We start from the raw sequence: 16,720 nt of genomic DNA, 5'->3' as shown, positions 1-16,720 counted from the left end.
TAAACCCCACTAAATATATAGTGGGGTTTATTTGAAAGCTCAAGGATTATAAATACTTAACCCTGTAATACACTTACATCTGCAATCGCTGTGAATAAATCACGCAACTGAGCCAATAAACGTAAACGGTTGGCTTTTAATTCTGCATCATCTGCCATGACCATTACACCTTCAAAGAAGGCGTCGATTGGTGCACGAAGCGCAGCAAGCTTAGACAATGCTTCGGTATAATTACGCGCAGCAAGTAAAGGCTGAACTACTGGAGAGAGGGCAGACAATTCTGCATAAAGTGCTTTCTCAGCTGCTTCAACCAGATTGGCTTCAACCACAGCACCTTCAGGTGTCGCTTCTTTAGCAAGAATATTGGCAACACGTTTATTTGCCGCAGCCAATGCAGCCGCTTCTGGTAAGGTACGGAAATGATTGACCGCAGTCACACGTTTGTCAAAATCAAGTGGAGATTTTGGTGCAAGTGCTTGAACCGCTTGAATCACATCAACCGCTACACCTTGGTCTTCATACTTGGCACGGTAACGACCTTCAAGGAATGCCACTGCATCAGCACGGGTTTTATCGTGATCTTTAATGATGTCGCCATAACCTTGCAATGCAAAGTTAACTAGTTCTTCAATCGTCACATCAAGTTCATTTTCGATGATTAAACGCAAGATACCGATTGCAGAACGACGTAATGCAAATGGGTCTTTAGAACCTGTTGGTGCTTGACCAATACCGAAGATACCGACCAATGTGTCTAAACGATCCGCAAGGGCAATCGTTGTACCCGTCTTGGTTTGCGGTAATACATCACCAGCAAACTTAGGTAAATACTGTTCACCCAAAGCTTCGGCAACTTCGTTATTTTCACCTTCAAGGCGCGCATAGTACGTGCCTGCAATCCCTTGAAGTTCTGGGAATTCACCCACAAGTTCAGAGGTTAAGTCACATTTCGCAAGTAACGCAGCTTTCTCAGCATCAGCAACATTTGCCCCCGTAATTGGAGACAATGCCACAGCTAATTTAGCAATACGTTCTGATTTATCCCAAAGTGTGCCCAATTGCGCTTGGAATACCATGTTGGCTAATTTTTCTTTACGCGACGCAAGCGGTTGCTTTTGGTCTTGTAAGAAGAAGAATTCCGCATCAGACAAACGTGGGCGTACAACTTTCTCATTCCCTTCAATAATTTGAATCGGATCTTTCGACTCAATATTTGAAATGGTAATGAAGTAAGGCTGCAATTTACCTTCTGCATTGATTAAGCAGAAATACTTCTGGTTATCCTGCATGGTGGTAATCAACGCTTCTTGAGGAACAGCCAAATAACGCTCTTCAAAGGTTGCACGTAAAGCGACAGGCCATTCAACCAAGCTAGTGACTTCATCAAGCAAGTCTGCTGGCACAATTGCAGTCGCATTGACTTCATCTGCCAATGTTTTGACTTGTGCTTGAATGGTCGCTTGACGCTTTTCGAAATTCGCAACTACATATGCTTGTTCTAAAGTTGCCAAGTAGTCATTTGCATGCGCCAAAGTCACGGCTTCAGGTGCATGGAAACGATGACCATAGGTCACGTTACCTGCTTTATGATCTTGAATGGTTGCTTCAACCACTTGATCATCTTTCAGCAATACCACCCATTTTACTGGACGTACGAATTCAGTACGGCTTGCCGCTGAACGCATACGTTTTGCGATTGGCAAGTTATCCAATGCAGTTTGTAAAATTTGTGGCAGTAAAACGTCAAGACTTTGACCTTTGACATCTTTCAAGAAGCAAACTTTTTCAACTTTACCTGCTTGGAACGTCGAAAGTTGGTCAACCGTGATGCCTTGACCGCGCATAAAGCCTTCAAGTGCTTTGGTCGGTTTGCCTTCAGCATCATAAGCCGCTTGTACAGCAGGGCCATCAAAACGTTTTTGTGTGTCCGCTTGAGCAGCATCAATATCAACAATTTTCAATGCTAAACGGCGTGGTGCAGCATAGGCTTCGATCGCAGCGAAGTTTAAGCCTGCATCTTTTAGGCCTTTTTCGGTTTCTGCTTTGAGTGCATCACGCAATGTTTTTAAGCTTTTTGGTGGAAGTTCTTCACAGCCAAGTTCGAATAAAACAGTATGCTTTGTCATTATTTATTCTCCTTCGCTTTTTCAGCTTGGGCTGCTTCTGCTTCAACCTGTGCTTTAAGTTGAGCCAATACTTCATCACGCAAATGTGGTTCTGCCATTGGGAAACCAAGTTTCGCGCGGGCCGCCACATAACTTTGTGCAATTGAACGCGCCAAAGTACGGACACGTAAAATATAACGTTGACGTTCAGTCACAGAAATCGCACCACGTGCATCAAGCAAGTTAAAGCAATGTGATGCTTTGATCACTTGTTCGTAGGCTGGAAGTGGCAATTCAGCTTCTATTAAACGAGATGCTTCGGCTTCATAGAAGTCGAATAATTCAAACATTTTATCGACTGGTGCATATTCGAAGTTATAGGTTGATTGCTCAACTTCGTTTTGATGGAATACATCACCGTAAGTTACTGTACCGAATTGACCTTTGGTCCAAACCAGATCGTAAACTGAGTCTACACCTTGAAGGTACATCGCCAGACGTTCTAAGCCGTAAGTGATTTCACCTGTGACTGGGTAACATTCAATACCACCGACTTGCTGGAAGTAAGTGAACTGAGTCACTTCCATGCCATTTAACCAAACTTCCCAACCTAAGCCCCATGCACCAAGGGTTGGAGATTCCCAGTTGTCTTCTACGAAACGAATGTCGTGAGTTAGGGTATCAATCCCGATTGCTTTTAATGAATCGAGATAAAGCTGCTGGATATTGTCTGGATTTGGTTTAAGTACCACTTGGAACTGATAGTAGTGTTGTAAACGGTTCGGGTTTTCACCATAACGACCGTCTTTCGGACGGCGTGATGGTTGAACATAAGCCGCGTTCCAAGTTTCTGGCCCCAATGCACGTAAGAAGGTCGCAGTGTGGAAAGTACCTGCACCCATTTCCATATCATATGGTTGTAATACGACGCAGCCTTGCTCCGCCCAATAGTTTTGTAGGGCAAGAATTAAGCCCTGAAATGTATCAATATGCGATATAGCACGACTCATGGTGCATCCACTGGAATCAAACAAAAATTGTGGTTAAGTATAAGGATTTTGGGGAGGAGTGGCAAAGGCTTGTTCCTATACCTGTAAAAAATTATTGGAGCGTATTTGTTTGAGATTCTCTGGCACGTTTGGCTTTTAATTTTGGTTGGAATGAGGCGAAAGACCAAAAAATCAGGCTAAGAATAAAACTGATTGTCAGTGTAGAGGTCGATGCAAATGTACGTCCAACAGTGGAAAAAACGTATTCGAATATTGGTTGGTTATGGGAAATATTTTCAAAGATTGCAAGAAAGAAATAAATTAGGCTAAACGATACATGTGCGCCGAACCACATCACTGGAAAGATAAAACAATTTTTGGCAATCAGTATTTGGCAAATCCGAAGCAATAATGGGAATAAAAGTATGTAGTAAATACCAGTAAATAGACCCACAATATAAAGAAGATCAAGTCCGAATTTTCCTGTAAATAACGAAAATAGGATCAGCAGACTAATCGGAATAAGGGGGGTAATAATAAGAGAGGTTTTTGGTTGATAGTTGATATTTGTCGTTGTTGTGCTCATCATAAATAAAGTATTTTCAGGGTTTTAAAAATTTTAAGATGATCTGCTGTTCATGTCTATTGGTATTTAAAATATAACGATTATATTTTGTATTTAGGCTTCTATGAAATTTTGTTAGGATGGTGTGTACTGGTATAAATTAGATTGTTCTGAAATGAATTTAAAAAAGTATTATCTTGGTGTTTTTATATTATTTTTAGGGTTTTTGGGTTTTAACTATTTAAAACATAATTGGACTTACCTTTCAGCCTCTTATGATTACCACTTTAAAGATTTAAGTGCCGATGAATTAAATGATTATGCAGCCTTAGTCTATTATAAGAATATGAATGATCATATCCGAGATAGAAATTACGACGAAGCGACAAAAGCAAAAAAAGCCTTAGAAATTGAAAAGCTCTTTCAACAAGCGGCTGAACAAGGGAGTGCTTTAGCTAAATTGAATTTGACTACGCTTTATTATCGGAAAGAAGACTTAAGTACTTTTGTAGTTAAGATGTTCAAACTATCTGAAGGGGCTGCGCAAGCAGGCAATGCTGATGCTCAGTTCAGGTTAGGCACATTTTTTCATCTAGGTTATGGTGTAGATACAGATTATAAAAAAGCAATGTATTGGTATACAAAAGCTGCTGAGCAGGGTAATCCAGCCGGAATGAATAATATTGGAGTACTTTATCAGCAAGGTTTAGGGGTAGAGAAAAATGGTAAGGTTTCAACAGAATGGTACATAAAAGCTGCTAATATGGGTTATGCAAATGGTCAGGAGAATATGTTTCAAAATTATTATTCTGGACTCAATGGTTTGCCAGAAAATAAAGAAGAAGCAATGAAATGGCGAGAAATGTGTTATTACCGTACTGAGGAAATACCGATTCAGCCTGTTTTTGATTTTGACCTTAAGAGAAAAGAGACTTATCCAAATACTTGTAAGGATAAAAGCAGATTCTAGTGAATGTGAAAATAGGTATGAATATGATTTTAAGTTACACATATTTACACCTATATTATTTTAAACTCTTAATTTTTTGATAGTTATTAAATTTTTATACATTCTTTATTTAAGCGTCACCTCATGACGTATTGCATCTCACATGCTCTTAATTTCACAACTTTGAAATGTTAATTTTTAAACGATATTCTCTGTTCTCCTCAGGTCGTTTGAAATGTCTGATCGCATTCGTGAAAAGCTGCAAATTTTAGCGGACGCTGCCAAATATGATGTGTCCTGTTCCTCTAGTGGCAGTGACCGTAAAAATAAAGACAAAGGTCTAGGTGATGCCAGTCGGGCAGGGATTTGTCATAGCTATACCGAAGATGGACGTTGTGTTTCCTTGCTGAAAATCCTGTTTAGCAATGTCTGTATTTTTGATTGTGCCTATTGTGTGTCGCGCCGTTCCAACGATGTGAAACGGGCTGCATTTACGGTACAGGAAGTGGTTGACCTGACCATTAATTTCTATCGACGTAATTATATCGAAGGGCTATTTCTCAGTTCTGGGATTTTCAAGTCAGCCGACCACACCATGGAGCGTATGTTGCAGGTGGTGAAGAAACTACGCCTAGAAGAAAATTTTAATGGCTATATTCATCTTAAAACTATTCCGGGGGCTTCACCTGAATTGATTCATGAAGCGGGTCTGTATGCCGATCGCATGAGTATTAATCTGGAAATGCCAACCGAAGTCGGTTTAAAAGCCTTTGCACCTGAAAAATCACATCAAGAAGTACAAAAAGATTTAGGGCTGGTTCGAGATCGCTTGATTCAATTGAAAGATGAACGTCAGATTATCAAGCATGTGCCGAAATATGTTCCCGCAGGGCAGACTACGCAGATGGTGGTTGGCGCACATCAGGAAACGGATCAGGATGTGCTGTTTATGGCAGATCGACATTACAAAGAATTTAAATTAAAACGGATCTATTTCTCAGGCTATATCCCGATTAATACCGAGAATAATTATCTACCTGTGGTCGGCTCTGCACCACCGTTGCTACGAGAAAATCGGCTTTATCAGAGTGATTGGCTGATGCGTTTTTATGGTTTTCAGGTCAATGAAATTGTGGATGAGCGTTTCCCGCATCTAGATTTGGATGTTGACCCGAAACTCAGTTGGGCATTGCGGCATCCAGAGCATTTTCCAGTCGATTTAAATCGTGCTGATTACCTTATGATTTTACGCGTGCCGGGTATTGGGGTGAAATCTGCCAAGAAAATTGTACAGGCGCGTCGTTTTGGCAAAATTCATATCGATTTATTAAAGCAGTTAGGTGTGGCCTATTCACGCGCGCAGTATTTTATTCGTTGTGAAGACAGTCCGCGTTTTCAGAAGGAATTATCTTCTAGTTTTATTCGTCAGCAGATTTTAACCCAAGGCTCATCCAAATATATCAAGCAGCTTTCAGCTCAGTTGAGTTTAGGGTTTTAACAATGTCGAATGAGCAACTGAGCTATTATTTTGATGGTTCCATGACAGGTTTACTAAGTTGTGTATTTCGTGCCTTTCAGTTTAAAGAGTTTCAGGTTCAGCTTGGTTTATTGGATGGCGCACAACATGGCTTGTTTTCTGAAGTCATTGAGGTTCCGAGTCATGAACAGCATGCACAGCGGGTTTGGTCTGCTTTACAACAAAAACTGTCTAAAGCAGCATTAAAGCAGATTTATTTTGCGTCTTTGTCGGAGTCACTAGATGCCTACCAGCATGTATTTAATTACTGTATTTATGTCTTTCAACAGCAGCATTCTATAGAAAAAGATTATTTACATCCGAGTGTGTTGGCCATTTCTCAATGGACCAAAAAAGTAGGCCGTGAAAAGCATCGGATGGAAGCGTTTGTACGGTTTAAGAAAACCACAGATGGGCTATTTTTAAGTTTAGTTCGTCCTGATTTTAATGTATTACCTTTGATTCAATCGCATTTTAGGCGCCGTTATCAGGATCAACGTTGGTTGATTTATGATGAACAACGCAATTATGGACTTTATTATGATTTACATGATGTCTATGAGATTTGTATGGATGCAAATGAGATCGATCGCAATATTCACAATGGCAGCAGCCAAAGCTTCCAGTTGCAGCTTGATGAGCAGGAAGTTTTATACGATCAGCTTTGGAAAGATTATTTTAATAGTATCAATATTAAAGCCCGTCAAAATATCAAATTACATGTGCAATATCTGCCGAAACGTTATTGGCGTTATCTGAATGAAAAATTGATTTGAGTAGCGACGTATCGATTTAAAATATAAAAAAGCGCCGAAGCGCTTTTTTATTAAAGAAAGAATAGATAAACAAAACTTGAAATCAGCGCAACACAAAGGACATTGAGGATAATACCAACTCTCATCATCTCACTCTGCTGCACAAAGCCTGTACCAAACACGATGGCATTAGGTGGTGTTGCAACGGGAAGCATAAAGGCACATGACGCACCAATACCAATGACAATCACGAGAATTTCTTTAGGCATCCCCATTTGATCTGCAATGGCTGCAAATACGGGAACCAATAATGCTGCGGAAGCTGTATTGCTGGTAAATTCAGTTAAGAAAATAATAAAAGCAGTCACAATAATAATGATCAGCAAAGGTGAGGTATCACCAAAGGCATTGGCCAAGGTTTGCCCTAGGACTAAAGAGGTTCCTGAATCTTTAAGCACCGCGCTTAGGGTTAAACCTCCCCCGAATAGCATCAAGACGCCCCAATCGGTATTATCAGAAATGTCTTTCCATGTCGCAGTTCCTAAAATGACCACCAAACATGCTGCACTTAGCGCTACCCAAGTATCAGGCTGACTAATTCCAAACATTTCACTGATGCTCTTGCTGAAAATCCAAGCCATAGCTGTAGCGATAAATAACAGCATGGTGGCAATACGCATCTTGGTCCAAGGAATATGTTCTGTTTTAAACTCAACTTTATGATTGAGTTTTGGACGTAATGCTAAATACAGGCTCACTAACATGGCAGGCAAGATTAGTAACATCATTGGCAAGCCGATTTTCATCCAGTCTGTAAAGTCATAGCCCAAAGCTTTTGCAGCGATGGCATTCGGCGGTGAACCGACTAAGGTTCCTAAACCACCAATACTGGCTGAATAAGCAATGCCAAGCAGGATAAAAACAAAGGTTCTACGTTCTTTGGCAATATCCAAATGTGATAATAGGCCGAGTGCCAAGGGAAGCATCATTGCCGCCGTCGCTGTATTGGAAATCCACATGGATAAAATAGCAGTAACGATAAAAATGGTCAGAACGGAAATACCCAAATGCCCTCGGGACATGGAGATAATCCACATGGCAATTTTACGATCCAGCTTTTGGATATGCAGTGCTGTTGCAAGTGCAAAGCCACCAAAAAACAGAAAGATAATCGGGTCGGCAAAAGTGCTTAATGCTTTACTGGTACTAATAGGCACCAGCTCACCATTACTGTCGGAGGGCATTCCGATCAGTACAGCCAAAACAGGTACCAATAGTGCGGTAATAGTGATGTGAATTGCTTCCGTCAGCCATAAAATGGCAATAAACAATAAAAGACTTAAACCCTTATTGGCATGCTCGTCATAAGGCAAAACCTGATAGAGACCCAAAGATAACAAAGTGGCAATGCTAATAATGATCCAGCCTCTTAGTAGGCCTTTGGGCATTGCATTGGTTGGGGTTTCCAAGTGAGGTACATTCATACAATATCCTTATTCAAGCGTGAAGATACAACCGTTTTAGAACGCTTTGATGTGTTAAATTGAAACTATCAATAAAAAATAGGCGATTAAAATCAAAGAAAAGCCTAAGAAAAAAGGAAAAATAAAAGTTACTCAAAATATCCAAGGTCAGACGAGAGAGGCTCCTGAAGTATGAAAAATAAAAATAACAACAAGTATGACGAAAGCTTGAAGTATTCGGCTGATGTTAAGTGTAAATAGCTAAAGTCTGTTCACGTATACAGACTGCTTTGTTGAAACTACCAACAATGCTGAAAAAATCAAAATGATAGGTGCATAAAGGCATATATTCTCGCTAAATTTGGCCTAAGTTGCTAAGAAGGAATGATTCAATGTTATTCAAATTGCGTATAGCTGAAAGATATAACTTAAATACACCTTCATTGTAATTTAGGCGTATACTGCTGCATCGAATAAAACAACACGATTCCAGCAAGGTGCATTGTGAGCTTGACCCAATCAGACTGGCTAAATTATCTAAAACCCAACTATAAAGTTCTGCCTTTAAAAGAAAGGGGACTCTCTGCCTTTGGTGCATTGTGTGGCTTGGCAATTTCGTCACTGATCAGCTGGTATGTGCTTGGTGGCATGAATGCATGGTATATCGCACCGATGGGCGCATCTTCGGTACTGTTATTTGCGGTGCCAAATAGTCCTTTGGCACAACCTTGGAATGTCATTGTTGGAAATACCTTGGCTGGGTTTATCGGTGTGGTCTGTACGCAATATCTACCCGACTTAACTGGGGCTTTTAGTGTTGCTGTCGGTTTGGCCATCTTCCTGATGATGACAACGGATTCATTACATCCACCGAGTGGTGCAGTTGCAATTACTGCAGTATTAGGAGGGGATGCGGTGCATCGTTTGGGGTTTTATTTTATTTTGTACCCCGTATTGTTGAACTCGATTTTATTATTATTGTTTGCCGTGTTCTTTAATCGTTTGATTGGACGTCATTATCCACTGACCGCACATGTGAATGAGCGTTCAAAAGATCCGACACCCACCCAGAAAGTTTCGATTCAACCCAAAGATATTGAATATGCGCTCGAGCATCACACGGAACTATTGGATATTAGCCAGTACGATTTAGAAAAAATCATTCTGGAAGCTCAATCACATGCCAATGAACGTTTGGTGAACTCCTTTGTCTGTCAGGACATTATGAGCCGTGATGTGATTAAGTTACATGAGCATGATGATATTCATCAAGCCTTAGACAAGTTTAAGGCTGTGAATTTAATGAGTATGCCAGTTGTCAATGCCGATAATCAGTTGGTCGGGACCTTGGCCTTATATGAAGTGGTGGAGTGGTTTAAAGGAGCGGCTGATCCACGCAATTCGTGGCAGCATTATGTCCGACAAATCATGAGCCATAAAGTCGTGACAGTCAGCCCCTTACAGCCGATTCAGGATTTGGTGCCTTATTTTGTGGAAAAGTCGTTTAACTATATTCCTGTGGTTGAAGAACAGCGCTTGATTGGAATGATCAGTCGTGCCGATATGATTGCGGCTTTGCAACAGCAACTGAATCGGATGGGCTAATTTTTAAGAAAAAAAAGCTACGGTTGGATTAGGGGTAATTTCAACCGTAGCGACCAAAAAGGTAAAAGAGAATTAACGTTTTATGCTTTGGTCTTCATAAATGGTTTTTACAGGTTGGTTATAACCTTGCACATGATCAACACGCGCTTGCTGCTGTTTTGGAATCACCAACCATAAAATCAGATAGACCAAAATACCTGGAAAGGCTGCACTCATGAGTGAGATCACAACAAAGATCAGGCGTAATAAATTTGCGTTCCAACCAAATCGTTCCGCAATACCGCCCATCACACCAGCGATCATGCTTTGTTGGTTTGAGCGATATAAACCAGAGTTGGCCATCGAGTTTGTCTCCTTAAATTTATGAAACAGCAGTAAAAAATTAAATTTTTGCAGTTTAAGATGCTGTTATTTAAGAGATAGGGTCGAACTGAATTTTTTAAAGTTTAAACAGATGGGAAATTAGTTAAGTTGTGTAAATCTTTGATGGAAAAACCAACAGCATCGCCTAAAATGCACCGAATTAAAGCATACTGCTTTGTCAATTTGCTATTTCAGTCCTATCGCATTGGCTATTACCCATTTGGGGAATAGACGAACATGGCAATGATCCCTATATTTTCCGAGGTTCGGGGTCTGTTTGTGAAACGCACGCGATAACGATATTGATGTTAGAGATTTATGAATATGCAGTTCAGGTTATTCTTACAGTATGTGAGTGTAGGAGTTCTATTGAGTCTTGGTTTGAGTGCTTGTGATAGCCACCATCCCGAGCCAATGAAACAACAAGCCCAGATGCAATCGAGTCGTAATGCAAGCGAAGTACTGGCCGATGAACAGGAGCCAGTTGCATCTGATGCACAAGGGTTGTCATTGACCCAAGTGGCTGGCCAAGCAACATTGCCGTATTCTGCGGACCGTAAACATAATTTGAGTCAACCTTCCGAAGCCGATTTGGTATATGCGGGCCGTTATCATGCACGCATTCCTTGTAGTGATGCTTTTGCTGGCTGTGTGAATAACGAGAAAGAAGCGGAATATATTCTGAATTTAATGGAGGATGGCTCGGTATTCTGGACCAATACCAGTTTCAGCCGCCTCGGTTCAGATCCGTCACGCAACATTGCCAAGATTGAGCAAACCTGTAAACAGGTACAGTGGCATGTGCATAAAGAACTGAACGAAATTATGATTCGTTGTGATGCTGCGGATGTCAACTTGTACTATCAAGTCAGTCCGAATCAGGACTTGGTGATGGATTTGGACAAGATCTGGAATGGCGATAATGGGCGGAATCGTAAATTCTTTAAAGAATATCCATTCCCAGAACAAGCCTATGTATTCAAGAAAGTTGAATAAATCATCTGTATTCAAAATAAAAAAGAGCGCATTAAGCGCTCTTTTTTATTGCAGTATCGATTAGTAATCGAAGCTGAAATGTTCAGGTGCAAGTGAAGTCAAGGTACGAGATGTCGTTACCATTGATTCTGCATGACCTTGTGCACGTGGCAATAAACGGTCGAAGTAGAAATCAGCAACTTTAATTTTTGCTTTATAGAATTCAGGGGTTTCACTACCATTCCCTGCTTCTAGTTTCTCAGAAGCAACCACTGCTTGTTGTGCCCAGAAGTAAGCCATCATCACATAGCCAGAGAACATCAAGAAATCAACTGAAGCTGAAGAAACGATGTCACGGTCTTTACGTGCAGCAAGCATGATACGAACGGTTAAGGTATTCCATTGAGCGCAAAGCTTAGTTAAGTCCCAAGCAAAACGACGGAGATACTTGTTACGTGCATGTGTTGCACAGAACTTCAAGATTTCAGCGGTATAGTCACGAACCACTTTACCTTTTGAGCTGAGTAGAACTTTACGACCAATTAAGTCCAGTGCTTGAATCCCTGTAGTACCTTCATACAAGGTTGAGATACGTGCATCACGTGCGATTTGTTCCATACCCCATTCACGGATATAGCCATGACCGCCGTATACTTGCATACCGTGGTTGGCTGCTTCTAAGCCAAGTTCAGTCAAGAAGCCTTTTAGGATCGGGGTGTAGAAACCAAGTTTGTCATCGTAAGCTTCATAAGCGGCTTGATCACCATTAACCAATGCATCTGTCATTTTGTCTGCAAGTTTTGCAGCATGATAGATCATTGAGCGGCCGCCTTCAGCAATTGCTTTTTGCGTCAATAACATACGACGAACATCGGCATGGTGAATGATCGCATCACCAACGCGTTCAGGTTCTTTCTTACCAGAAAGGGCGCGCATAGACATACGGTCTTTTGCATACGGTAAAGCACCTTGGAACGAAAGTTCAGCGTGTGCAATACCTTGAACTGCTGTACCGATACGGGCAGTGTTCATAAAGGTAAACATTGCGTGCAAGCCTTTGTTGATTTCACCGATCAGATAACCAGTTGCATTGTCAAAGTTAAGCACTGCAGTTGCAGAGGCTTTGATCCCCATTTTGTGTTCGATTGAACCACAAGAAACAGTATTACGCTCACCTACGCCGCCATCCGCAGTTGGGATGAACTTCGGTACGATGAATAAAGAAATACCACGTGTACCTGCTGGCGCATCTGGAAGGCGAGCCAATACGATGTGGATGATGTTCTCGGTTAAATCATGCTCACCTGCAGAGATGAAGATTTTAGTCCCAGAGATTTTGTAGGTGCCATCAGCAGCAGGCTCTGCTTTGGTTTTAACTTGACCTAAGTCAGTACCACATTGTGGTTCAGTTAAGCACATCGTGCCAGACCAAGTCCCTTCAACCAATTTAGGCATATAGGTATTTTTTTGTTCGTCTGTACCGAACTGCATGATCGTGTTCATACAGCCTGTGCTCAAACCTGGATACATAGTGAATGACCAGTTCGCTGTTCCCATCATTTCAGATTTGATCAGGTTTAAAGACATTGGTAAGCCTTGACCACCAAATTCTTCTGGATAAGAAAGACCTTGCCAACCACCCATAACGAATTGGTCGTATGCTTCTTTAAAACCTTTAGGTGTAGTGACTTCGCCGTTGTTAAAAGTACAGCCTTCTTCGTCACCAGATTGATTCAGCGGAGAAAGTACGTTTTCGCAATAATCTGCTGCACCTTCAAGAATCATATCAACTGTTTCAGCATCCGCATTTTGACCACTTGTCAAAGTTTGGTAATGTGCTGGATAATCTAACATTTCGTTCATTAAGAAACGAATATCACGGAGCGGGGCTTTATAAGCTGGCATAATCTTAATCCTGTATTTGAATCATTTTGGATTATCTGTTTCGATACTTTGATTATTCACAATGGTGATAAAAATACATTGATAATCACTAGGGAAAAGAATGTCAGAAAAGCGAATTTCCTTGAAGATAAGTTCTTAGAAAAACCACATTTCTGTTGGTGTCAAAACGGATATGAAATGTGAAAATTACTCAATTTTAGAATTGAAAATATAATGATATAAAGGTGTTTGGTAAAGCTATGCGTATAAAATATTTAACTTTATGCTTAATGGGTCTGAGTCTTTCGGCATGTTCACAACATGTCATTAAAACCAATACAGCTTCGACCAATCTGGAACAGAAAGCCATCAATAGTATGAATGCGATGTACGAATATCCGAGCTATGATTATCGCGGAAAATTTAATATTCATGTTGAACCGAGTCAACAGCATAGCAATACAAAAGCAGAAAATGCTGTTCTGGATACGGCATTGAAACAAAAAGTCGATCAATATTTACGTGATCAAAAGGTCAATTTAAACACAAAACAAAAACAAGCCTTGTATGTGGCCTTGGCACAAGAACAAAAAAGCAATGGTCAGACCAAGGTAGATAAGTTTACCCAAATCATGGCCAATGTCCTCAATGACATGCAGTTTGAATATGATGGTTCAGTGCATTATCGCCAGAAAATGGGTTCATTTAACCTGACAGCACGTTATGAAAAGCCAACTTTGCTGGTACAAGCTAAAATACCGATGGTCATTGATCTGAATAATTATAAGTTTTATATCAACTATTTTGCCTTGATGCCGTATTTGGTCAATAAAGATAGTCAGAACAATCTGGCTTATTTAGATTTTTCTAAATATCAAGATATGTTCAAGCACGTGGATTACAAGAAATTTGCTGAATATACGAAAGCTTCTGGCGCTGTCTATTATCGTCTAGCAGATCAAAATAACCTTCAAGCTTTATCGGTTTCTTCTGCTGATCAAGCAGCAGGTGTGGTCGAGAAAATTCGTTTAAAAAGTTCAATTGAAGAACTGATTTTACAAGCCAGTTTGTATAGCAAGGTCAATGAAAAATACTTCATGCAAAATGTTCTCAACATTAAAGAAGAGAATCTTGAGAAACTGATTGCCAATGAGGTTGATGCAGCAAGTTCATCTAAATCAACCAAAGCCGCTTCATTGTTGGATAAGAAAGATTCAGCAGATGATGCCAGTGTGGTCAGCCAAGAATTGTATCGCTTGGTGAATAAACACTTTGGCGTGGAGGATGAGGAAACTGAATATGATGCTGAATCGGAAGATAGTGATCAAGCCGAAGAGGATACGGTAGAAGCAGCAGCGGCACGAGCAGTTGCAGCCGCGGCTGACGATCCAGAAGCTGAAGCATCTGATGATTCAGACGTATCCGAAGACGAACAGGTCGGTTTAACCGAGGAGCAATGTACGGCCCTGCAAAATACGGCAAAAACCACATATGGTGATGCACAGTATTGTCAAAGTATGTATGACATAGATGTCTTTGGTACACAAGCTGAATCTGGTTTCTTGAGTTATATCACTAAATTACAAACGGTCGAAAAACAGTTTGCTGCCTATGATCAAAATCAATTTATTGATGATCAGGCATTTAAGGCACTTTGGATCAAGCATCAAGCGGATATTGCAAAAGCATTGCCACCAGTTGAGAAACGAAATCCATTTATTATGGATATCGGTTTGGATGCCCAAGGGCGTGCGGTTAAATTAGACTATGATTTAAACTATGGTTTATCTGAATTGAAGTCACGTTTTAGTGTCAAAGCCGATATGTTGATTTCAAATTATGGTAAAGCAACACCAATTGATCAGGCACAATTGAAACGTGCGAAGAGTTGGTCAGAAACAAGCAAAGGCTCAATGCTGGAACAAGCAGTGAGCAGTTTTTCTGAGAAGTTAGGTCAAGCAGGGGTTCAAGAACGTTCAGCCGAACCATATACCATGTCTTTGGAAGATCAACTTAAAGCAATTGCGGAACAACGCTATGATGCAACACATGCTTATGATCAAACTTATAAAGCAGTGTTTATTGCAAAATTGACAGAAAGTGCGCCACAAATTGTACAGCGCTATTCAAGTCAAGAGTTGCAAGAAATTGCCACTGTATATGCGTACTGGTATGCCAATGAAGAGGTTTATAATCCAAAAGGGAAAGCGCTACAAAGCATAGAAGCCTTACAGAAGAAGCATCATCTTGAAAACGAAGACCAGTTTGATGATACATTGGGGCAAGCGGTAAATCGTATTGTACTGGATGCCGTGCATGGTGATACAGGTCGCCAAGCGTGGAAAAAGCTACAAGCGCAATATAAGCAACCACAGCAGTTATTTGCCAAGCAATATCAAATCCAGTTCGAACAAGAGAACGGCGCTTCAAGTGAGGAAAAAGTCTTACTTGGACAGACCGCAAATATCTTAGGACAAGTGTATGTGGATGCGCGTAAGAATAAATTGTCTGAGAAATCGATTCAGTCTTTAAAAATCGAGCATAACGAATTTATTGATTATGAGATTTTCAAAGAGGTGTATCAGAAGATGCTCACCGTTAAATAATTTCTTTATCCTCAATAAAAAACCTGCAAAGTGCAGGTTTTTTATTTTGTGCTTTGAAGATTATAAAAAGTCTTTCAGTTCAGGTTTAACCCCATTCCAGATCGAAAATGCTTCAATCGCTTGCCCAACCAGCATGCCGAAACCATCAGTAGACGGAATCTGGCGTTGTTTGGCCTGATCTAGAAAACTGGATGGTTTGCCATAAGCCATTTCATAAGCATGATGGAACACTAAGCTTTCAGGCAGTTCTAGGGCATCGCCTGTTAGACTTGCAGAGGTTGCATTAATCACAACATCAAACTCACCTGTCAATTGATCTAAGCCAATGGCTTTTAGCTCAGCTTGCGGAACCGCATTTTCTAAATCTGCAAGCAACTGCTCAGCACGGGCAAGGGTGCGATTGGCAATCACAATCTGTTTTGCACCTACCTGTACCAAAGGGTAGATCACACCACGGGTTGCACCACCTGCGCCTAAAATTAAAATACGGCTATTTTCTAGGTTCCAACCCAATGCCTGAATTGCTGCAACCAAGCCTGGACCATCAGTATTATCACCATACAGTTTGCCGTCCTGCATCCACAACGTATTGACGGCTTTGGCGATCTTGGCACGTTCAGTCAGTTGGTCGCAAAGGACAAAGGCTTGTTCTTTAAATGGTACGGTGACATTCATGCCGATGCCGTTGTGCGCAAAGAAATCTTTTACAGCACTTTCGAAACCATCTAAGGGTGCAAGAATTTTTTTATAGTGTAGATCGACCCCAGTTTTTGCTGCAAATGCATGATGAAGCTCAGGTGAGCGGGATTGTTCAATCGGATTTCCAATAACAGCAAATTGTTTGGTCATGAGTGATCAACATGGTGAGGTTGTTTGAAGTTTATAAAGTTGAAGGAGAAGCTGCAATATGGATTTACATCTATGGCATGGTAATACCGTGATTTG

At 40.7% G+C, this 16,720-nt stretch carries 12 protein-coding genes; 6 read left to right on the top strand and 6 right to left on the bottom strand.

Annotated elements, in window-relative coordinates:
- Positions 1-56: 56 nt before the first annotated feature.
- Together glyS and glyQ are read right to left on the bottom strand one after the other, a co-directional pair.
- Positions 57-2,126, bottom strand: a complete 2,070-nt coding sequence (glyS, locus tag NDN13_RS12550) for a glycine--tRNA ligase subunit beta (protein WP_251115685.1) — start codon at positions 2,124-2,126, stop codon at positions 57-59.
- Complete coding sequence (gene glyQ / locus NDN13_RS12545; RefSeq protein ID WP_004775941.1) at positions 2,126-3,115, bottom strand: glycine--tRNA ligase subunit alpha; 990 nt, start codon at positions 3,113-3,115, stop codon at positions 2,126-2,128. The genes glyS and glyQ overlap by 1 nt, the downstream gene beginning before the upstream one ends.
- 719 nt (positions 3,116-3,834) lie before the next feature.
- On the opposite strand from glyQ, the gene NDN13_RS12540 reads away from it, so the two are divergent.
- The 3 genes from NDN13_RS12540 to NDN13_RS12530 all read left to right on the top strand — a co-directional run bounded on the left by NDN13_RS12540 (position 3,835) and on the right by NDN13_RS12530 (position 6,900).
- The gene (locus NDN13_RS12540; protein ID WP_251115684.1) at positions 3,835-4,629 is read left to right on the top strand and encodes a tetratricopeptide repeat protein; all 795 of its coding nucleotides are present in this window, start codon (positions 3,835-3,837) and stop codon (positions 4,627-4,629) included.
- A gap of 214 nt (positions 4,630-4,843) precedes the next feature.
- The gene (locus NDN13_RS12535) at positions 4,844-6,106 is read left to right on the top strand and encodes a putative DNA modification/repair radical SAM protein (protein ID WP_251115683.1); all 1,263 of its coding nucleotides are present in this window, start codon (positions 4,844-4,846) and stop codon (positions 6,104-6,106) included.
- Between the two features lie 2 nt (positions 6,107-6,108).
- Positions 6,109-6,900 (top strand): TIGR03915 family putative DNA repair protein, encoded by a 792-nt coding sequence (locus NDN13_RS12530; RefSeq protein ID WP_251115682.1) that lies wholly within the window; start codon positions 6,109-6,111, stop codon positions 6,898-6,900.
- A gap of 50 nt (positions 6,901-6,950) precedes the next feature.
- Here NDN13_RS12530 and NDN13_RS12525 read toward each other — a convergent pair whose 3' ends face one another.
- Positions 6,951-8,363 carry a DASS family sodium-coupled anion symporter gene (locus NDN13_RS12525; RefSeq protein ID WP_251115681.1) on the bottom strand — a complete coding sequence of 471 codons (1,413 nt, stop codon included), beginning with the start codon at positions 8,361-8,363 and terminating at the stop codon, positions 6,951-6,953.
- Positions 8,364-8,846: 483 nt separating this feature from the next.
- On the opposite strand from NDN13_RS12525, the gene NDN13_RS12520 reads away from it, so the two are divergent.
- Positions 8,847-9,947 carry an HPP family protein gene (locus NDN13_RS12520; RefSeq protein WP_251115680.1) on the top strand — a complete coding sequence of 367 codons (1,101 nt, stop codon included), beginning with the start codon at positions 8,847-8,849 and terminating at the stop codon, positions 9,945-9,947.
- A gap of 72 nt (positions 9,948-10,019) precedes the next feature.
- On the opposite strand, the gene NDN13_RS12515 is transcribed toward NDN13_RS12520, so the two are convergent.
- Complete coding sequence (locus tag NDN13_RS12515; RefSeq protein ID WP_005276002.1) at positions 10,020-10,289, bottom strand: PspC domain-containing protein; 270 nt, start codon at positions 10,287-10,289, stop codon at positions 10,020-10,022.
- A 345-nt stretch (positions 10,290-10,634) separates the two neighbouring features.
- On the opposite strand from NDN13_RS12515, the gene NDN13_RS12510 reads away from it, so the two are divergent.
- Positions 10,635-11,306: a hypothetical protein gene (locus tag NDN13_RS12510; protein ID WP_251115679.1), complete on the top strand. Its 672-nt coding sequence runs from the start codon at positions 10,635-10,637 to the stop codon at positions 11,304-11,306.
- A gap of 60 nt (positions 11,307-11,366) precedes the next feature.
- Here NDN13_RS12510 and NDN13_RS12505 read toward each other — a convergent pair whose 3' ends face one another.
- A complete protein-coding gene (locus NDN13_RS12505) occupies positions 11,367-13,190 on the bottom strand; it encodes an acyl-CoA dehydrogenase C-terminal domain-containing protein (RefSeq protein WP_159724010.1) in 1,824 nt (607 codons plus the stop codon).
- Between the two features lie 239 nt (positions 13,191-13,429).
- Here NDN13_RS12505 and NDN13_RS12500 point away from each other — a divergent pair, with 239 nt between their 5' ends.
- Complete coding sequence (locus tag NDN13_RS12500) at positions 13,430-15,775, top strand: hypothetical protein (protein ID WP_251115678.1); 2,346 nt, start codon at positions 13,430-13,432, stop codon at positions 15,773-15,775.
- Between the two features lie 60 nt (positions 15,776-15,835).
- On the opposite strand, the gene aroE is transcribed toward NDN13_RS12500, so the two are convergent.
- Entirely contained in the window at positions 15,836-16,624 is a 789-nt protein-coding gene (aroE, locus tag NDN13_RS12495) for a shikimate dehydrogenase (protein WP_251115677.1), read from the bottom strand.
- Positions 16,625-16,720: the final 96 nt, after the last annotated feature.

The sequence above is a fragment of the Acinetobacter sp. C32I genome (genome assembly GCF_023702715.1).
In the GTDB taxonomy this organism is placed as follows: domain Bacteria; phylum Pseudomonadota; class Gammaproteobacteria; order Pseudomonadales; family Moraxellaceae; genus Acinetobacter.
The sequence above is the reverse complement of the archived record's forward strand: the minus strand, read 5'-3'. Positions and strand labels throughout refer to the sequence as shown.